This is a genomic window from Culturomica massiliensis (assembly GCF_900091655.1).
GTDB lineage: Bacteria > Bacteroidota > Bacteroidia > Bacteroidales > Marinifilaceae > Culturomica > Culturomica massiliensis.
Genome location: NZ_LT594621.1, coordinates 4,011,817 through 4,030,053, shown reverse-complemented (window position 1 = coordinate 4,030,053; position 18,237 = coordinate 4,011,817). Strand labels below are relative to the sequence as shown.

The window sequence follows — 18,237 nt, the reverse complement described above, 5'->3', positions numbered from 1 at the left end:
TACGACATTTTATATTTTAATATTGCCAGAGATCCTGTTCCTGATTAAATATTTCGTTTTTAATCCGGTCAGACTCGAGTACAGCATCCATTCCGACGGCATAACTGCTGATCGTACGGTTATCGTATACATTAGACTCCTGAATGATCCGGGAACTGAAATAACGCTTCAGAAATATATCATCAAAGCTCAAACGAACCGCATCATTAGCCGAATTGAAAACCTTCTGCTTAGACAAAAGATCCCGGAATTCTCCGTAATCCACCCAGAACAACTGACTCTTCAAGATTCCGTCATAACTGTCCTCCTTCGTATATTCACGAACAGGACAAAGGGCTATGATACGGACCTCCAGACGGGAAGTCTTACGGTTTACATACCACAATTCCTTGATCAGCAAACGCTTTACCTCATCCGTATGAATCTCGCCCTCTACAACGACCTTCTCCATCTCGCCGGTCACCGTATTGCGCTTCGTTATCGTATCGCTCTGACCGCCGAAACGGGAAAGAATCTCATCATAACTTACAGGGGTCTGCAACTCATCGTCCGCATAAGCCGTCTTAAAGGACTTCTGTATCCCCTTCAGCAACATATCAATCAAAGACATCCGGCCATCCATCGGACGCGTCGGATAATACAAGGGAAGGTTCATCTTCTCGCGCAATACAAGTTCACGGATGATCGTACGGGCCCAGATTACATCAGAAGGATCAACATAAGGCAATACGATTGGAGCCTTTTCATCATGATCGGGATTCTTGATCACACTGTCAAAAAAAGTCTTCGAAGTCTGACCCGGGCAAAAAAAAGTACCTACTAAAAGAAGCAGCAACGCCAACAAAATTTTTGTCATATACTTATTCATTATTAATCGATTTTGAATGAGATTGAAGGAAGCTTACGCACCGAACCGTCAGGGCCTTTGACCATGATCTGCTCGATAACAAGGATCTGATTACGCTTCAGGTTACGGATCATCTTTAACTGCTCGCCAGTAAAGGAACCGCTGCGGGAAGACTGATCCTGGGCATAACCGTCGATAACGGTATACATGCTGAAACTCTGAACAATAAACTTCATATCGAAGTCGAAGTTCTCCATCTCAACATCTACTCCCCCGGCTGCAAGCAAAAGGTTCTTCTTGATCTTACCATCACGCTGACCACCCACCTTGGCTACAGGGTCAGGCACCTCTTTTACCCGGAATTCCTGCGTCTGTAATTTACGCTTCTGACCGTCGATCGTGGCAAAAACAGTGATCTCGCAATTACGGCCGGCAACCTTGGGACGAACGATATAGCTACCGTCAGAAGACTTCCGGATTTCACCGTTGCTGATCTGAGGCTCGATCACATCAGGGGACAAACCGGGAGCTGCAAGAGATACCGGATTATCGACTCCCACATAGAATACATTCATCTTCGTCGGAGAGATCACCACCGCAGGGTCTGCCACCTCGTATTCCATCGAAAACTCCCGCGGCAAGGTGGCACCCGAAGGAGAAACATAGTTGATTACACCCTTTAACCGATGGATGCCCACTTTCGTTGCCGACTCCGTATAGAGGCAATAATCTCCATTATACGATATGGAACGCCCGCCGACAATAACATCAGGACGCTGGGTCGTATCCACTGCCGCAAGCAGGATTCGTGCCTTAAAACGGTCGCCAGTAAGAACATAACGGGAATCCGGAATAACAAGGGCTTCAAGTTTATTGAATTTAAAAGACTCCGCATCGATCGAAGAATAAAGGTAGCGGATCACATCCGATTCTGTACTCAATACATTAGCCTGGTAAAAAGTCAGCATTGTGACCACTCCCACAAGCGGGATGCCCTCGAATTTCGAAGACTCCCAGGATTTAAACTCTCCGTCGACGGCCTTAGGCGCCTCTGTATCCAGGTTATGACGGATGGATACACGCAGAAGGGAATCCTTAGGATGGATAAAACTAAGCGATTTCTCCTGAAAACGATTCAGCAGTTCACGTAACTTTTTACCCTCGCCCTCTGTGATCATCACCTGACCACCGATATCAAGATTATCACGAGCCTGGATGTGCATCACATCCCCCTCAGGACCATCGGCAAGCAACACCATCTTTTTCTTCAGTTCCTCTATAAACACAAAAATATCCGAAGAAAGAGACTTGATCTCCAGTGCCTTGGCTCGGATAGGGGCTACCTTAGTGGAATTAAGGTTGTAAGCCATATCGATCTCATTGTAAGCCTCCGCATTCTTTTTATAAAAACCGGAAACTGTAGAGGACATCTTCTCCTGCACTCGGGTAAAGGCATCCAGAACGTCTGCCGACACATTCAGAGCAAGCATCGCTGTCAGTACAAGATACATCATGCCGATCATCTTCTGCCTCGGCGTTTCGGGACAATTCTTCGTTGACATCTAATACCCTGCTTTAGTTATTATTGACCACACTCAACATGTTTCCGTAAACGGAATTAAGAGAAGCCACATTATGGGCCAGCTGCTGCGATTCCTGACGGAAGAGCTTCGTACTGTCAAGACCCAGAGAAACATGTTCAAGCATCTCTCCCATATCACTCTGCATTCCACGGAATGATTCAAGGCAAGCTTTGGTCTCATTCACCTGCAATTCGTAGAGAGCATTCAGGGCACTGATATTCTTGTTTACCGAAGACAACTGCTGGGCATAACCAGATGTCTGGGATTTCACCGTCTGCAACTGTTCCTCCATCATTCGGCTCAGGGAATCGAAGCCTGAGGCTGAAGCTCCCATCGTAGAGGCCAGTTTTTCGCAGTTGAGCCTGATCTGAGAAGTCAGACTATCCGCTGAATCATGTAAGATCTTATGAAGATCGCTGCAACCCATAGAAAAAGTATTCAGGGATACCTCAAGCAATTCCCCGGCCTTCTCTGTCTTCTCGCCCAACTTCTCGAAAGAAGCCGCAGCCGTCGTTATTTTACGTGCAAAATCAGGAACGTTTACAGAAGCTTCGGCAAAATGATCGGCTGTCGCAACAAACTTATCGATCCCCTGACGAAGTTTATCCGCATCCGCATCGTCAAGACCCAGACTGACGCCGCTGACTCCACTTACAGGTGAAGCCGGAGATGAAAGACGGCCATGACCGGGCTGATTTACGCCCAATTTCTCCCCACTCGTTCCAAGCTCGGGAAAGACACGGGCCCAATCGTAATGCTCCATAACAGGCTCGAAAGCCGAAAGAAAAAATATAAAAGCTTCAACAAGCATTCCCACTGTCAATACTATCCCTGCACCGGGAAAGTGCATAATCTTAAACAAAGCACCCACTATTACTGCAGTAGCACCCCAACCATAAACAAAACCTGTAATAACCTTATAGGCTTTCGTTTGAAAAATCTTTGCCATACTATACTATATCAAAATTAAACACCATTTTAAAATTCTATTCTCGTCCTCACTGTCCGGAATCCGATAAAACTGCGGGCAGTATCCTGATATTCGTAAGAACGCACACCGTTTTGCAAATAGAAAGCCACATCCTTCCAGGAACCGCCTCTCACCGCTTTGCGTTTGAATATCCGGTTATCGCTATTTTTACTGGTCATTGAATAAGAGGGGTTCATATCATGTGTCACCTCATACGCAGATTCATCGTAATTATCAGCTGTCCATTCCGCTACATTCCCGGCCATATCGTACAAACCGTAGCCGTTAGGCTCATAAGTTCCGACAGGTACCGTAATACTACCGCCGTCGCCGATATAGTTTCCACGCATCGGTTTGAAATTCGCCATAAAACAACCTTTCTTATTCCGTGTATAATAACTCCCCCAGGGATAAGTAGCACCACTCAAGCCTCCACGGGCTGCATATTCCCACTCGGCCTCGGAAGGCAAACGCCAGTCCTGAACACGGTTGGAAGAGGCATTGTTGAACAAAGCAGTACGCCAGTGACAGAAAGCCTGCGCCTGATGCCAGTTAACGCCTACTACCGGATAATTATCATAACCCACATGTGAAAAATATTCCTTCACATAAGGCTCATTGTAGGCATATGTGAAATCCTTCAGCCAGCACAAAGTATCCGGATAGATACGGACAGACTTGCGCATGATAAAAGATGAACGCCCCTTTACCGCTTCCCGTTCGCCATTGGCATTGATTACGGTTCCCCCTTTATAAGTCCCGGTTTCCGGGTCATAAAAACGGTCATTGGCAGCAGCCTGCTTAAAGTCATACCAACTGAACTTATACACCAGCTTCCGCACATCCAGTTCGCCGGCAACAATCCGGTCGTCCCCGGCGTAATTCATACCTTCCAGGATTTCCTTGTATTCTTCATTCTTTTTTCCGTCAATACGCATTCTTCTGTCCAAAACAGGCGGCTCCAATACATTGCCTTTCCGGTCTTTCATCAGGAATTCTTCATACCCTTCATCTACCAGCCGTTGTCTTTTCATCGAATCCAGTACGGAATAAACGAATTGACGGTATTCGTCATTGGTGATCTCCGTCTCATCCATCCAGAAAGCTGCCAACGACACCGTACGTTGCGGAGCAGACATCGACCAGGCAATATCCTCATCATTCTGTCCGATATTCAGGCTACCGGTCGGAATTAAAACCATACCATACGGACGGGGCTCAAACCATCTTTTTACTTTACGCGTTCCCACCAATTCTCCGCCTCCGTTGTAAGGAGAACAGGCAACCATCATTACTGCTATAAAGAAAAATACGAACCGTTTAATTTGCATAATATTGATATTTTACAAAAATCTTACACTCTTATATATTTTCTCTCTTTTGCCGATATGCATACCAAAACAATAAGAAAGAGTCACTTCATGTGAATCTCCTGTATACCGACCGACATCACTAACATTCCAATCATAACTATATCCGATCAACACCCCGTTTTTAAGCTCAATCCCCCCCATAAATGTCAGGGCTTCCTCATAACGATAAGAAACGCCTGCCCAATATTTTTTATCATAAATAAAGTTAGAATTCACACTATACTGTGAAATCACAAAATCCGTCTTATAAAAAACAGACGGCTGAATATCCATTTTCGGAGACAAAGCAATCGTATAACCGGCTGTAAAATACATATGCCTGTTCCAAAAAAACTCTCCGATCTCTCCGATAGTCATTTTAGGCTTTGTCAAATGGCTTACAGATGCACCTGCATAATAATTCTTTCCGGACAAAAATACGCCTACACCTGCATCGAACATAATCTTGGATAAATCTACGTTCGCCGCTCCCAATGCCGGGTCCTGATCCGCAGGGGTAAACCCCGGACCTACAGGAATATGAAAATCTCCTGCAATTTTAGAATTCACAACACCTATTTTAATCCCCGCACTCAATATTCCAAAATTAAATATCTTCTTATAAGCATAATTCACCATAAAATGCAAATGACTTTGCATCCCTAACCTATCACTCATAATATTTAAACCGATACCACCGTCCACACGTCCCAAACGTAAAGGGGCATCTATATTAAAAGCATACGTCTCAGGTGCTCCGTCCATTTTTTGCCATTGGTTACGGTATATCCCTGAAATCGCCCAATTTCCCCGCTCTCCTGCAAATCCGGGATTTACCGTCATATGGTTATACATATTCTGACTAAACTGTGGGTCCTGCTGTGCTTTTACCAACACACTTATTGCCAGTAAAGCAATAACTATTAAACATCTTCTCATCGCACCATACCGAGTTTAGCAATTTGCTGTAAAAATAGATAAAATTATTAAAGCTTACTAAAAATTTATAGCAAAACTAAACAAAAAAAATTACACAACCACCTTAATTTCCTCAATTCTCGCATTTTTAACACACAAGACTTCAAAAAGATAATCTCCGATTACTATTTTTTCTCCTTCTGTAGGTATACTTTCATTGTAATACAAGAGACAACCGGCCAGGGTCTCATACTCTTCATTTTCCGGTAAATCCAATCCGTATTTTTCATTCAGGTAATCCACCTCCAGACGGCCGGAAAAAATATATTCATGATCCGAAACCACTTCTTCCTTCAAGTTGGGATGATCGTGCTCATCTTCAATTTCGCCGAAAATCTCCTCCATAATATCTTCTATGGTGACAATTCCGGCCGTAATTCCGAATTCATCCACAACGACAGCAATACTCCGCTGCTGTTTGATAAACAGATTCAGTAAATGAGAGGCGGACATCGTTTCAGGAACGATAATCACACCACTGAGAGCTCCGACAATATTCCTGGGATTTTTGAACAAAGAAGAGGAATGCACATATCCGATGATATTATCTATATTTTCCTTATATATCAATATGCGGGACAACCCTGTGGATATAAATAAATCCCGCAATTCCTCCATGGTCGCATCTATCGGCAAAGCCTTCAAATCCGTACGCGGAACAATACATTCGCGCAATTTTATTTCTGAAAAATCAAGAGCATTCCGGAAAAGCTTAATTTCATGTACTTCCTCTTGCGTCTCGTCCGCCATTTCACCTTCTTCGATCAGGTTATTCAGATCGACTTTCCCAAAGGCCCGGTTTTGTTCTGTCTGCCCCATTTTTTTACCGGTAAACAAACGTAGCAAAAGCCCTCCCAGCCACACCGAGAAATAAGTCACCGGAAAAAACAACAGATAAAACAAAAATACAGGAATAGCAAAAAAACGCAAAAAAGCATTCGGACGAAGCCGGAAAAGAGTTTTAGGCAAAAATTCGGCAAAAAACAGTATGATCAAAGTAGATATCAAGGTCTCCACCAACATCTTCATTCCCAAAGAAAGATCGCTTAAAAAACCGAACTGTCCGACCAGATAATCTTTCATAAAGATACCGTAGATGACCATGACCACATTATTTCCGACCAGCATGGTCGTAATATACATGCCCGAATTGGAAACAAACAGGTCGATCAATGCCTGGGCTATACTTTTATCCGACTTGCTGATTTCGATACGCAATTTGTTCGAAGCGACAAAAGCAATCTCCATCCCGGAAAAAAAAGCCGACAATAAAAGACAAATCAATATGACTGTTAATATAGACATCAGTTACTTGTATCCATTTCAAATTGAACCTCTCCGTCTGTTATATTCTTGAAAACCGGATGCTCCAGATTCTGATCCGATTCAAAACCGTCACTGCTTTCCAAAATATTATTCCCGTCTGTCAAACGCGTATAGCGATCGGAATATATCCATTCTTTCTTGGTATCCCAATACAATAGCTCTGTTTCCAGTTTCTTTCCTTCACTGTTTTTTACGACCACCTGATTCCGGGCCTCCCACAAACCGTCTTTGACAAAATTCTTTGCATATTTGGAATGGATTTCTCCGATCACATTCCCGGTTTTATCGTAATATATGACGTGAATTCCTTTCGGAAATTCATCATACTCCTCCTCTTCCGTATGTATTTTATAATACAAGGGTGTGTACATCCGGTATTTCACCCGGGCTGAATCGGAATAAGTCATAATCAGGTTCTCTCCCGACATTTCGGGCAAGACTTCCTGGTCGGTAATCCGGCTTACCTTCCGGATATCGTTTTTACAAGCGAAAAGCATTATTGCCCCGCAGAGGACAATAATGCTTTTATAAAAAGATTTTCGTGTTATAACAGACATATTCCGTTTACTATCTGAAACGCGCCGTTGTCGTCTCGTTAATCCAATCACCGACTTTCACGGAAACTCCGGGAGTAACGCTACGGAAAAACGCTTCGTCCTTACTCGGGAAATGCGGTGAATATACAGCAATTAGTTTATTGGCTTCTTCTGCCACCGAAGGATCAACCTGTTTTGCTTTGATAAATTTATCGACAGCAACCCAGAACACAGATGCATGATCGAAATCATCCTCTCCGTAATTCTTGCTGTATGCGGCATATGCATTTCCGATAAGTATATAAGCCACACCCATGTTCGGATTTAACTTCAAAGCCTCCAGAGCATTTTTCTTCGCTTCAACGAATTGTTTTTTGGAAAGCTTGATCTGTGCCAGTCTGAAATAATAATCAGCTTTAGCGGGATCCTCATTACTTCCTTTTTCAATTGCTTCTGCTAAATAAAGCTCCGTTTTATCAAACTCCTGTCTTTTCCAGAACAACATCGCCAGGTTATAAGCAGCATCGGCTGTCGGCTCCTGTTGATATAATTTTTCAGCCACCTGGGCAAACAAAACCTGATCTGTACATTCGCTTCTTCTCAATATACTGGCAATTTCTTTCAATGTCGCCAGATCATCCGGAGATTTATCAAACTTGGGCTGCAAAAATCCCACCAAGGTAGCACAATCGGCAACACCGGCATTAAAGAACAATGCATTCACCGTTGTTTTTACATCTTCATAAGCTTCTTTGGATTTTTCCGGAGCCTGAGCGATTCCTTTTTCAGCATAATCACTCAATTTCATATAAAGATCGACATACTCATCCTTGGTAATCATATCTTTTTTCAACAATTCATCAGCAACGGCAAATGTCATTTTTGCAGTAAGAGGATGCGTCTTCATCCCTTCCATCTGAATTGATTTTGTCAGATAGCCATAGGCCTCCTTAGCGGCATTCACATCGGAAATACCTCTCAGACGGTATAGATTAAAACCTTTTTTACCTATCGCATATCCTTCGCCCAAACGATTATGATTCCCGAAATATTTTATCCATTGATCGTAAATCATCATCAATGTATCCACATAAGCGGGATTTTTCGTTTTACTATACATTCCCATCATGATGTCCTCACCCCGGACATAAGTGTTCAACTGGAATTTCGGTGCATTATTGAACACATATCTCCATGCGGGTAATGCATCTTTATAATTTTTCTGTTTTACAAATTCTGTGTAAATGGAAGCTTGTTCTATCGTTTTCGTACTATCAAGTCCAAATTTTGAATCCAGTGTCTGGGCTTTGACAAAACTTCCCACAAAACACAACCCCAAGGCTAAAACAATAATTTTTCTCATAATTATTATTAAATTAAAATATCCGACTCATACTGCAAAAATCTCTTTTTTCAGCTTTCTGTGCAAAATTAGGACTATTTTTTTAAAATCCGCAGGATAAAAGCTACAATTTAAGATTTACTTACTTTTTTTATTGAATTCTAAAATATCATTTAACCCGATCATTCCCAACGATTCCTCGAAATGTATTCTTTCTCCCTGTAGCTTTTCGAGCAAACACAGGCTTCCGCCGGTAATCACAACCTGTCCTTCGGAAGTATAGCGGAAAAAATCATCTATATATCCTTTCACTTCAAAAACCATACCATTCACGACACCGTTACGGATAGCCTCTTCCGTATCCCGTCCACAATCCGTACATGTTCCGCGGGCCTCCACATAAGGCAGTTTCTCGGTAAACGCATGCAAAGCCCGGAAACGCATCTCCAGACCGGGAGAAATATTCCCCCCCAGAAACACACCATTCTCAACATAATTGTAGGTAAATGCTGTTCCGGTATCTATCACCAACAATCTCCCGGCCGGGTAAATCCGCCGGGCTGCCGTACAAATAGCGATCCGGTCGAACCCCAGTGTCACCGGGGTATTGTATCCGATTTCCAGCGGCAATAAAAGCCCAGGGGAAGCCTCCAGCCAAAAAACAGCTTCCCGGCGCAATCTCATCCGCAAATCCTCCTCGATCTTACCGCTCCCGGATAAAAACACATGTACCTCATGCTCTTTCCGCACATCCGTAATTGTCCGGAACAGTTCCTCCATTCCGACACCTTTTATCCGCATTTCTCCCAAATGAAAGAAAGCATATTTCAAGCGGGTGTTGCCAACATCTATCACTAAATTCATATCCCCTGAGAATTTACGGTTTCCTGAAACATCTTATCCACATACCTCGACATCTTCTCGACATTGGTAATCTCTGTAAAAATCAAAGACAACTTATCATTTTTTTCATTCATCCGGCAAGGCAGTTCCTGATGTTGTACAAACTTCAACAGGTTGGTAAATACTGTTGAAGCATAGAAAGCAGAAGAGGGTTCTGCAACAAAATACATCACCATCTTACCGTTTTTTACAAACAAACGCTCAACCCCCATTGCCACACACCGCCTCCGTACCCGGACAATTTCCATCAAACCTTTTACCTGCGGGGGTAATTCTCCGAACCGGTCGTGCAAAGCCCGGGTAAATTTCTCCAGCTCGCTGTCTTCCGATATATTATCCAATTCCCGGTACAATTTAATTCGCTCACTGACATTTTCTACATAAGACTCCGGAATCAGCACGGCAAAATCCGATTCGATGACACAATCCGTAACATACTCCTTCCGCGTATTCGATTCACCGGTATGCAAATCCGGGAATTCTTCTTCCCGCAACTCCAGTAAAGCCTCGTTCAAAATCCGCTGATAAGTCTCGTAACCGATTTCTGCGATAAAACCGGACTGTTCCGCCCCGAGAATATTCCCGGCTCCACGGATATCCAAGTCTTGCATAGCGATATTAAACCCACTCCCCAAACCACTGAAATCCTCGATAGCTTTCAAGCGGCGACGGGCATCCGGATTCATCAAATCCAACGAAGGTGTCAATAGATAGCAAAAAGCTTTCCGGTTCGAACGGCCTACCCTTCCCCTCAACTGATGTAAATCACTCAAACCGTAGTTCTGGGCCTGATTGATAATCATCGTATTGGCATTCGGAATATCCAGGCCCGATTCAATAATCGTAGTGGCAATAAGCACATCATAATCGCCCCGGATAAAATTGTGCATCACTTTTTCCAATTCTTCCCCGGGCATTTGTCCGTGAGCGATACAAGTCTTCACCTGGGGTATACTCCGATGCAGCATATCCTGTATATCCCGGATTGTATCCACCCGGTTATGAATGAAAAACACCTGCCCGTTGCGGGACATCTCGTATAATATCGCTTCTTTTATAAGCTTCTCGTCAAAACGGTGCAACTCTGTAACGATCGGATAACGATTGGGCGGCGGAGTCCGGATAATCGACATATCCCTCGCCCCCATCAGCGAAAATTGCAACGTTCTGGGGATGGGCGTAGCTGTCATCGTAACCGTATCCACATTGACTTTCAAACGTTTCAACTTCTCTTTCACGCCCACTCCGAACTTCTGCTCTTCATCGACGATCAACAATCCCAGGTCTTTAAACTCCACATCTTTACTGGTCAGACGGTGCGTACCGATGATAATATCGACTTTGCCCGCTTTCAAATCCGTCAGAACTTTCTTTATATCCGAACTTTTTTTCATCCGGCTGATGTATTCCACCCGGCAAGGCATCCCGTCAAGTCTTTTCCGGAACGTATTGTAATGCTGATACGCCAATATCGTCGTCGGTACCAATACGGCCACCTGCTTACTATCGGCTACAGCCTTGAATGCCGCCCGGATAGCTACTTCAGTTTTACCGAAGCCGACATCCCCGCACACCAAACGGTCCATCACCTCCGGACGTTCCATATCGTGCTTCACAGCTTCTATCGCTTTCATCTGATCCGGCGTTTCCTCATACATAAACGAAGCCTCCATTTCCTCCTGCAAATAAGTATCTTTGCTAAAAGCAAAAGCCGGTTCTTTTTTACGCCGGGCATATAAAGCGATCAGTTCCCGGGCAATATCTTTCACCCGGGATTTGGTTTTCTGCTTCAAACGGTTCCAGGCATCCCCTCCCAAACGGTTTACAACCGGCGCTACCCCATCCTTCCCCTTGTATTTTGAAATCTTATGCAAGGAATACAAACCGACATACAACTCGGAATTATTTTTATACACCAACCGGATGGCTTCCTGTTCCCGTCCGTCGTTGTTGATCTTAACCAATCCTCCGAAACGCCCGATTCCATGATCGACATGTACGACATAATCGCCCGGATGCAAATTTTGTAACTCACTCAATGTGATCGTCTCCCGCCCTTTCCGGATCCGCGTTGTCTGCAAGCGATACTTGTGATAACGGTCGAAAATCTGGTGCTCGGTGTACACACACATCCGCAGTTGCTCGTCTGAAAATCCTTCATGGATGACACCGTTCAAATGGGTAAACTCAATGGGAAAACCTTTATCCGAAAAAATATCCCGTAACCGTTGTATCTGCATCGCATTTACAGAGCAAACATACAATTTGTAACCGGCTTCCTGTTTGGTTTGCAATGTCTCTGCCAAAATATCGAAACGTTTATTGACAGCAGGCTGGGCATCACACTTCACATCAACGGTCATTCCCCGGAAATACACATCAGGCCCCCATTCTACCACCGAACAGCGATCTATATATCCGAATAACGTATCTTCCGGACTAAGCATGTTCTCGTCCAACTCCGACCGCAACGTTTTGATCTTATCGTACATATACATACCGTTCTTCACCCACCATACGGATTTTTCAGGAAAATAACTGAAAAGATCGGTAAACTCTACCCGGTCGGCAGCATCACTCAAATCCGGTACAATAGCGACCTCATCGATGACCTGTTCCGACAATTGCGACTCGACGTCGAAAAAACGGATACTATCCACATCATCCCCAAAAAAGTCTATCCGGACAGGCCGTTCCTCGGCAAAAGAATAAATATCGACAATACTGCCCCGGATGGAGAACTGCCCCGGTTCGTAAACAAAATCACTCCGGACGAAATTATATTGTTCGAATAGCTCCTCCAAAAAAGAAATCGACAGCTTATCACCTGTCCGGACGGTCATCGACAATTTTGTCAAAACCTTCTTATCCACAACCCGCTCGGCTAAAGCTTCGGGATAGGTAATCAACATACTGGCATTCCCGTTTACGATATTTTTAAGCACTTCCGTCCGCACGAGTACCGAATCGTTATCCTTTTCATCCTTACGGATCGCCCTGCGATAAGAAGAAGGCAGGAAGCACACCTGCGATTCGTCTGAAAATGCCAGGACATCATTATAAAAATAAGCCGCTTCTTCCCGGTCCGACAACACAACCACCCGAAAACCGGGACGGGTTTTGACCATCGCACTTACGATAACGGCTGTAACAGAGCCTACATTATTGATGAGTCTGTATTTTCCGTCGCCCCTGAGTTTTTCCGTCAACTTCTCTACCACAGGCGACGTCAGATAAGATTGAAGTATATCTTTTATATCCACTTCTTTTTTTTACAAAAGTAAAAAGTAAAAATTGAAAATTGAAAGCCGGAAATTGAAAATTCGGTTAAGAAAGTAAATTTTAAAATATAAAACGTCCGTAAAGACAGAATGAAAGGTGGAAAACAAAACTTTTTGAGAAAAAAGTAATTAACTTTGCCTGCAAACGACAAAAATCAGGAATCGAAGAACCGGAAACCGCAAAAGCCAGCGATACCGCAGACGCTCTATGTGCCGTGCATGACAGCCACACAAGCAGGATAAACACCGAACTCAAAACCTGTCATCCCCTAAAGGTATTTGCAAACGTTTAAGCTTATCCGGTACGATTTCTCATTATATCCAATATTTTATTTTACATCACAAATTAACGACCGACATCAGATATGGAAATCGTATTTTTAGAATCTTTAGGCATGTGCGAATGTAAAATCGCCCAACTTTGTGAACCTTTAAAAGCGCAAGGACATCATATAACCTTCTATCCCGACCGGAACGAAAAAGAAGAAGTACTTATCGAAAGAGCTCAAAACGCTGAAATTATTATCGTCAGCAACATTCCTCTCCGGAAAAGTTTTCTGGATGCCTGCCCCTGTTTGAAAATGATTTCCGTTGCATTTACCGGTCTCGATCATATCGACCTGGAAGAATGTAAAAAACGGGGGATCACCGTCGTGAATGCCGCGGGTTATGCTACCCATGCCGTAGCCGAGCTGGCAATAGGTATGATGATTGCCGTTTACCGTAAGATTGTAGGGGGAGATGCCATCACACGCATCGGAGGAAGCCGGGAAAGTTTTCTCGGCTCTGAATTACACCGTAAAACAGTCGGAATCATCGGCGCCGGTGCCATCGGGCAACAAGTAGCCCGATTAGCCTTGGCGTTCGGTTGCCGGGTAATCGCATACAACCGCACCCCCCGGACATTTGAAAACATTCAATCGGTTGACAAACCCACTCTTCTTCGGGAAGCGGACATCATCAGTATACACCTTCCGCTCACAGCAGAGACCAAAGATTTTATCGGAGAAGAAGAGTTTAATATCATGCAGCCACATGCCGTTTTAATCAATACGGCCAGAGGGCCGATTGTCAATAAGGACGCCCTCTATGAGGCATTGAGGAAAGGTAAAATTGCGGGAGCTGCCGTAGACGTATACGATCAGGAACCTCCGTTACCGGGAGGTTACGAATTATTCAACGCACCCAATTTATTAATGCTTCCCCACATGGGATATGCAACAAGAGAAGCTTTCGGCGATCGCATCCGGATTGTCATCGACAACATCCTTAACTGGCTGAATTCAACAACCCGATAATCAACATATATGCTAAAAAAATTACTTTTACTTTTTATCCTCCTTCCCTTGTTCGCAACGGGAAAAGATTTTCAGGTCAGACTGGCCATAAAAAACCTGCCTGAAGGCAACGTCCCTGTTCTCCTGAGGATATACAACGGCAATATGATTATGCTGGACAGTATTCCGGCAAAAAACGGAGAAATACTGACATTTGATATCCCGGACAATATCCCCCGCGGTATGCTGAAAGTCGTTCTGGGACCTTCAGCATATGCCAAATACACGAACGGCCAACCGACTGCGGTCGATTTCCTGTTTAACCGGGAAGACATCGAATTCTCCCTTGATTTCAACAACCCGGAAAAGACACTGAAAATTATCCGGTCGGAAGAAAACAAGGTTTATTTTGAAGCATTGCGGCACGAAATCCTGTTTTTCCGGAAACTGGCTTTGCTCGAGCAGGTAGTACTCCAATATCCGGAACAAGACGATTTTTATCACTCGGCTCTGAAATATTACCAGAAATACCAGACAGACCGGGAAAAATTACTGGATAGTATGTATGCAGCCCGCCCCCACATGCTCGCCACCAAAATTTTAAATACCCGCCGCCTGCCCTTTACAGCCGGAAATCTGTCTCCCACAGACAGGGACTCCATATACAAGCATCATTTTCTGGACAAACTCGAATTCAACGATACGACCTTATTGTATACAAACGCCTACACCGACAAATTATACCAATATATTCAGTTCTTTATAAAACCGAATCAAAGTCCGCGGGAGAATGAAGCTGCAATAATCAAAGCTCTGGATAACATTATGCCCAAACTGGAAAGCAATGAAATCGTCCGGACTCATCTGTTGCAGTTTCTGATTCAAGGATTCGAGAGTATGAAAATGGAAGAAGTACTGGCACACATTTCCGAAAACTACTTACAACAATGCAACAGTTCGATGGAAATTGTAAAACGCCGTTTGGAAAAATATCAGAAAATGGCTATCGGACAAAAGGTGCCCGACTTTACCGCCGTTGACGTACACAATAATCCCGTCAGCTTATATGCCGACATTCATCCCTATACTTTATTGATCTTCTGGCATACAAACTGTAGTTTCTGCCGGCAGTTTCTCACCGATCTGGCTAAACCGGAGATTCAGCAAATGCTGCAACATTACGACATCAATATTATCGGCATTTCCATCGACGACAACCGGGAAGACTGGATTAGCTATTCTGCCGGTCACAAACTGAATTTTTCAAACACGTTTATCGAAGGAGGATTTTACAGTGAAACAGCCGGGGAATATAATTTATTTGCGACCCCCAGCCTGTTTTTACTCGACAACAATCACACCATATTGGCTAAACCGCTGACCATAGAAGAACTGGTCAATGCGTTGAAGAAACTTTAAACAAACAAATAAACAGGTGGAAAAAATACCACCTGTTTATTGTTGCTTATTCTTTGAAATAAACCCTTTTTACCCGGTGTGCCACCCCTGTAAGCACCTCATAGGGAATGGTCCCCAACTTTTCAGCTAATTCGGTCACGGGAATATGTTTTCCGAAAATCTCGACCTCATCCCCGACCTGTATATCCGTTCCGGTAATATCCAACATACAGGTATCCATACATATATTCCCGATAATCGGTACCCGCAAGCCTTTTACCAACATTTCACCCGCTCCGTTACTCAAGCGGCGGTTTAATCCGTCGGCATACCCTACCGGAACAACGGCAATCCGGGAGTCTTGTCCGACAATTCCCTTACGGCCATATCCGACGGTTTCATGCGCCTTTACATTCCGGATAGAAGCAATATACGTTTTGAAAGTACTGACAGGCGTTAAAGCAGCTCCGACAGCACTGATCCCATGCAAACCGATTCCCAGACGTACCATATCGAAACTATACTGAGTAAAACGCTCTATCCCGGCAGAATTCAGAATATGACGCATAATCTTATAATCAAAATGCTCCTGAATCTGTCCGGTCATCTCAATAAACAAATCGATTTGCTGCTTTGTAAACTCATCATGTACCGTCTCATCGCTTCCTGCCAGATGAGAAAACACCGAACGTATAACCACCCGGCGCGGTTGCGCAAAAAATTCGAACAATGCCGGCATATCTTCCGGATCGAGTCCGGAACGGTTCATTCCCGTATTCAGTTTCAGATGTACCGGATAATTCCGGATTCCATGCTTCATCAATGTCCGGTCAAAAGCCTTCAATATATCCAAAGAATAGATTTCCGGCTCCAGATTAAACTCGATCATATTATCAAAAGCTTCCGGCTGAGGATTCATCACGGCGATCGGAATATCGATACCGTCAGCCCGCAAAGCCACTCCTTCATCAGCAAAGGCTACCATCAGGTAATCAACCCCCTGATATTGCAGTAAACCGGCAACTTCTCCGGAACCGGAGCCATAGGAAAAAGCCTTGACCATCACCGCCAGTTTCGTTCCTTCCGGCACTAAAGAACGGAAATAATTCAAGTTAGCGACCATAGCATCCATATCCACTTCCAGAATCGTATTGTGAGACTGCCGCTGTAAAAAACCGGCGATAAATTCGAATCTGAACTTACGGGCTCCCTTTATCAAAATGACCTGATCCCGAAAAGTTTCCCGGTCCTCCAGCCTTAAAAAACGGTCCGTATCCGGATAAAAACGAGCCTTCATCCCAAAATAAGACTTATGCTTCATCAAATCTTCTCCGATACCGATAAATAAGGTAACCCCCGCTTTTTCAAGCATTTCCGCTATCTCCCGGTAAAGCGCATCCTTATCCGACCCGGTATCGACAAAATCAGACAATACAACCGTCCGGGATTTCGCCTTATCCTGCATCGTCAATGTATTCAATGCCAAATGAAAAGAAGCTGAATCCGAATTGTAATAGTCGTTGATCAAAACACAACGGTTGATCCCCTCTTTGATTTCCATCCGCATAGCTATCGGCTGTAACCGGCTTACCTTCTCGGCGATTCTTTCCGGTGCAATCCCTTTCATCAACAACACGCATACGGCATTCATACAATTTTCATAGGAAGCTTCATCCGGAAAAGGAATATTGATCTGAAAAACATTTCCTTTATATGTAAGCTCTACCCTACGGCCTTTATCGGTTACCCCCAATGTCCTCGACTTCACTGCAACGCCATCGCCTTCTCCCCACAATATCACCTGCGCCTGCTTATCCGCAACGGATGCAATATAACTCAAAGCCTCACCTTCTCTGCCGATAATCGCATGGCAATACCGGAACAAAACGGCTTTTTCTGCCAATTTTTCCTGAAGCGAAGCAAAATTTTCTCCATGAGCATCCCCCAAATGAGTAAAAATACATACATCCGGACGGATCATACTTTCCAGACGAACCATTTCGCCTTTCCGGGAAATACCCGCTTCGATCAACGCTATCTCCGTAGATTCTTCTATACCGTACAACGAAAGCGGTACCCCCACTTGTGAATTATAACTCCGGGGACTCCGGTAAACGGCAAAATCATCCGATAACAATTGATAAAGCCATTCTTTGACGATCGTCTTCCCGTTACTACCTGTAATAGCAACAACCTCCGCCTTCATTTTTTCACGGTGAGTCCGGGCATAAGTTTGTAAAGCTTTCAGCACATCGTCCACCACATAAAATTTAGCCTCCAATGCCTCAAACTCTTTCCTCTTCTCACTCACTACAAAACTACGCACCCCCCGTTCATACAAACCTGTAATATAATCATGACCGTCATGATTATTTCCCTTCAATGCAAAAAACATCGTCGATTCGGGATTGTTCACCGAACGGCTGTCAATACTGATTTCCATC

Annotated in this window: 13 protein-coding genes; 2 read left to right on the top strand and 11 right to left on the bottom strand. The window is 44.1% G+C overall.

Annotated elements, in window-relative coordinates; translation table 11 throughout:
* Positions 1-16: 16 nt before the first annotated feature.
* The 10 genes from porN to mfd all read right to left on the bottom strand — a co-directional run bounded on the left by porN (position 17) and on the right by mfd (position 13,100).
* Positions 17-856 (bottom strand): type IX secretion system ring subunit PorN/GldN, encoded by an 840-nt coding sequence (porN, locus tag BN8908_RS17665; protein WP_161945893.1) that lies wholly within the window; start codon positions 854-856, stop codon positions 17-19.
* Between the two features lie 14 nt (positions 857-870).
* Positions 871-2,409, bottom strand: a complete 1,539-nt coding sequence (gene porM / locus BN8908_RS17660; protein WP_021988516.1) for a type IX secretion system motor protein PorM/GldM — start codon at positions 2,407-2,409, stop codon at positions 871-873.
* A 13-nt stretch (positions 2,410-2,422) separates the two neighbouring features.
* Complete coding sequence (gene porL / locus BN8908_RS17655; RefSeq protein ID WP_068691951.1) at positions 2,423-3,379, bottom strand: type IX secretion system motor protein PorL/GldL; 957 nt, start codon at positions 3,377-3,379, stop codon at positions 2,423-2,425.
* A 29-nt stretch (positions 3,380-3,408) separates the two neighbouring features.
* Positions 3,409-4,731, bottom strand: coding sequence for a T9SS ring complex lipoprotein PorK/GldK (gene porK, locus BN8908_RS17650; protein WP_082989308.1), 1,323 nt, complete (start codon positions 4,729-4,731; stop codon positions 3,409-3,411).
* Positions 4,732-4,743: 12 nt separating this feature from the next.
* Complete coding sequence (locus tag BN8908_RS17645) at positions 4,744-5,691, bottom strand: PorP/SprF family type IX secretion system membrane protein (protein WP_021986569.1); 948 nt, start codon at positions 5,689-5,691, stop codon at positions 4,744-4,746.
* Between the two features lie 90 nt (positions 5,692-5,781).
* Positions 5,782-7,035 (bottom strand): hemolysin family protein, encoded by a 1,254-nt coding sequence (locus BN8908_RS17640; RefSeq protein ID WP_021986570.1) that lies wholly within the window; start codon positions 7,033-7,035, stop codon positions 5,782-5,784.
* Positions 7,035-7,613, bottom strand: a complete 579-nt coding sequence (lptC, locus tag BN8908_RS17635; protein WP_021986571.1) for an LPS export ABC transporter periplasmic protein LptC — start codon at positions 7,611-7,613, stop codon at positions 7,035-7,037. Before lptC ends, BN8908_RS17640 begins: the two co-directional genes overlap by 1 nt.
* 10 nt (positions 7,614-7,623) lie before the next feature.
* On the bottom strand, positions 7,624-8,955 hold the full coding sequence (locus tag BN8908_RS17630) for a tetratricopeptide repeat protein (protein WP_021986572.1): 1,332 nt from the start codon (positions 8,953-8,955) through the stop codon (positions 7,624-7,626).
* Between the two features lie 117 nt (positions 8,956-9,072).
* Entirely contained in the window at positions 9,073-9,798 is a 726-nt protein-coding gene (locus tag BN8908_RS17625) for a type III pantothenate kinase (protein WP_068691946.1), read from the bottom strand.
* A complete protein-coding gene (gene mfd, locus BN8908_RS17620; protein ID WP_021986574.1) occupies positions 9,795-13,100 on the bottom strand; it encodes a transcription-repair coupling factor in 3,306 nt (1,101 codons plus the stop codon). The genes BN8908_RS17625 and mfd overlap by 4 nt, the downstream gene beginning before the upstream one ends.
* Before the next feature lie 413 nt (positions 13,101-13,513).
* On the opposite strand from mfd, the gene BN8908_RS17615 reads away from it, so the two are divergent.
* Together BN8908_RS17615 and BN8908_RS17610 are read left to right on the top strand one after the other, a co-directional pair.
* Positions 13,514-14,416: an NAD(P)-dependent oxidoreductase gene (locus tag BN8908_RS17615; RefSeq protein WP_235837458.1), complete on the top strand. Its 903-nt coding sequence runs from the start codon at positions 13,514-13,516 to the stop codon at positions 14,414-14,416.
* Between the two features lie 9 nt (positions 14,417-14,425).
* On the top strand, positions 14,426-15,814 hold the full coding sequence (locus BN8908_RS17610) for a redoxin domain-containing protein (RefSeq protein WP_068691943.1): 1,389 nt from the start codon (positions 14,426-14,428) through the stop codon (positions 15,812-15,814).
* 46 nt (positions 15,815-15,860) lie between these two features.
* Here the strand turns inward: BN8908_RS17610 and BN8908_RS17605 are convergent, their stop codons facing one another.
* Positions 15,861-18,236, bottom strand: coding sequence for a bifunctional UDP-N-acetylmuramoyl-tripeptide:D-alanyl-D-alanine ligase/alanine racemase (locus BN8908_RS17605; RefSeq protein WP_068691941.1), 2,376 nt, complete (start codon positions 18,234-18,236; stop codon positions 15,861-15,863).
* Position 18,237 lies beyond the last annotated feature (1 nt).

Coding starts and splice junctions, on each gene's coding strand:
- porN (WP_161945893.1), bottom strand. CDS start 856: ATGACAAAAATTTTGTTGGCGTTGCTGCTTCTTTTAGTAGGTACTTTT.
- porM (WP_021988516.1), bottom strand. CDS start 2,409: ATGTCAACGAAGAATTGTCCCGAAACGCCGAGGCAGAAGATGATCGGC.
- porL (WP_068691951.1), bottom strand. CDS start 3,379: ATGGCAAAGATTTTTCAAACGAAAGCCTATAAGGTTATTACAGGTTTT.
- porK (WP_082989308.1), bottom strand. CDS start 4,731: ATGCAAATTAAACGGTTCGTATTTTTCTTTATAGCAGTAATGATGGTT.
- BN8908_RS17645 (WP_021986569.1), bottom strand. CDS start 5,691: ATGAGAAGATGTTTAATAGTTATTGCTTTACTGGCAATAAGTGTGTTG.
- BN8908_RS17640 (WP_021986570.1), bottom strand. CDS start 7,035: ATGTCTATATTAACAGTCATATTGATTTGTCTTTTATTGTCGGCTTTT.
- lptC (WP_021986571.1), bottom strand. CDS start 7,613: ATGTCTGTTATAACACGAAAATCTTTTTATAAAAGCATTATTGTCCTC.
- BN8908_RS17630 (WP_021986572.1), bottom strand. CDS start 8,955: ATGAGAAAAATTATTGTTTTAGCCTTGGGGTTGTGTTTTGTGGGAAGT.
- BN8908_RS17625 (WP_068691946.1), bottom strand. CDS start 9,798: ATGAATTTAGTGATAGATGTTGGCAACACCCGCTTGAAATATGCTTTC.
- BN8908_RS17615 (WP_235837458.1), top strand. CDS start 13,514: ATGTGCGAATGTAAAATCGCCCAACTTTGTGAACCTTTAAAAGCGCAA.
- BN8908_RS17610 (WP_068691943.1), top strand. CDS start 14,426: ATGCTAAAAAAATTACTTTTACTTTTTATCCTCCTTCCCTTGTTCGCA.
- BN8908_RS17605 (WP_068691941.1), bottom strand. CDS start 18,236: ATGGAAATCAGTATTGACAGCCGTTCGGTGAACAATCCCGAATCGACG.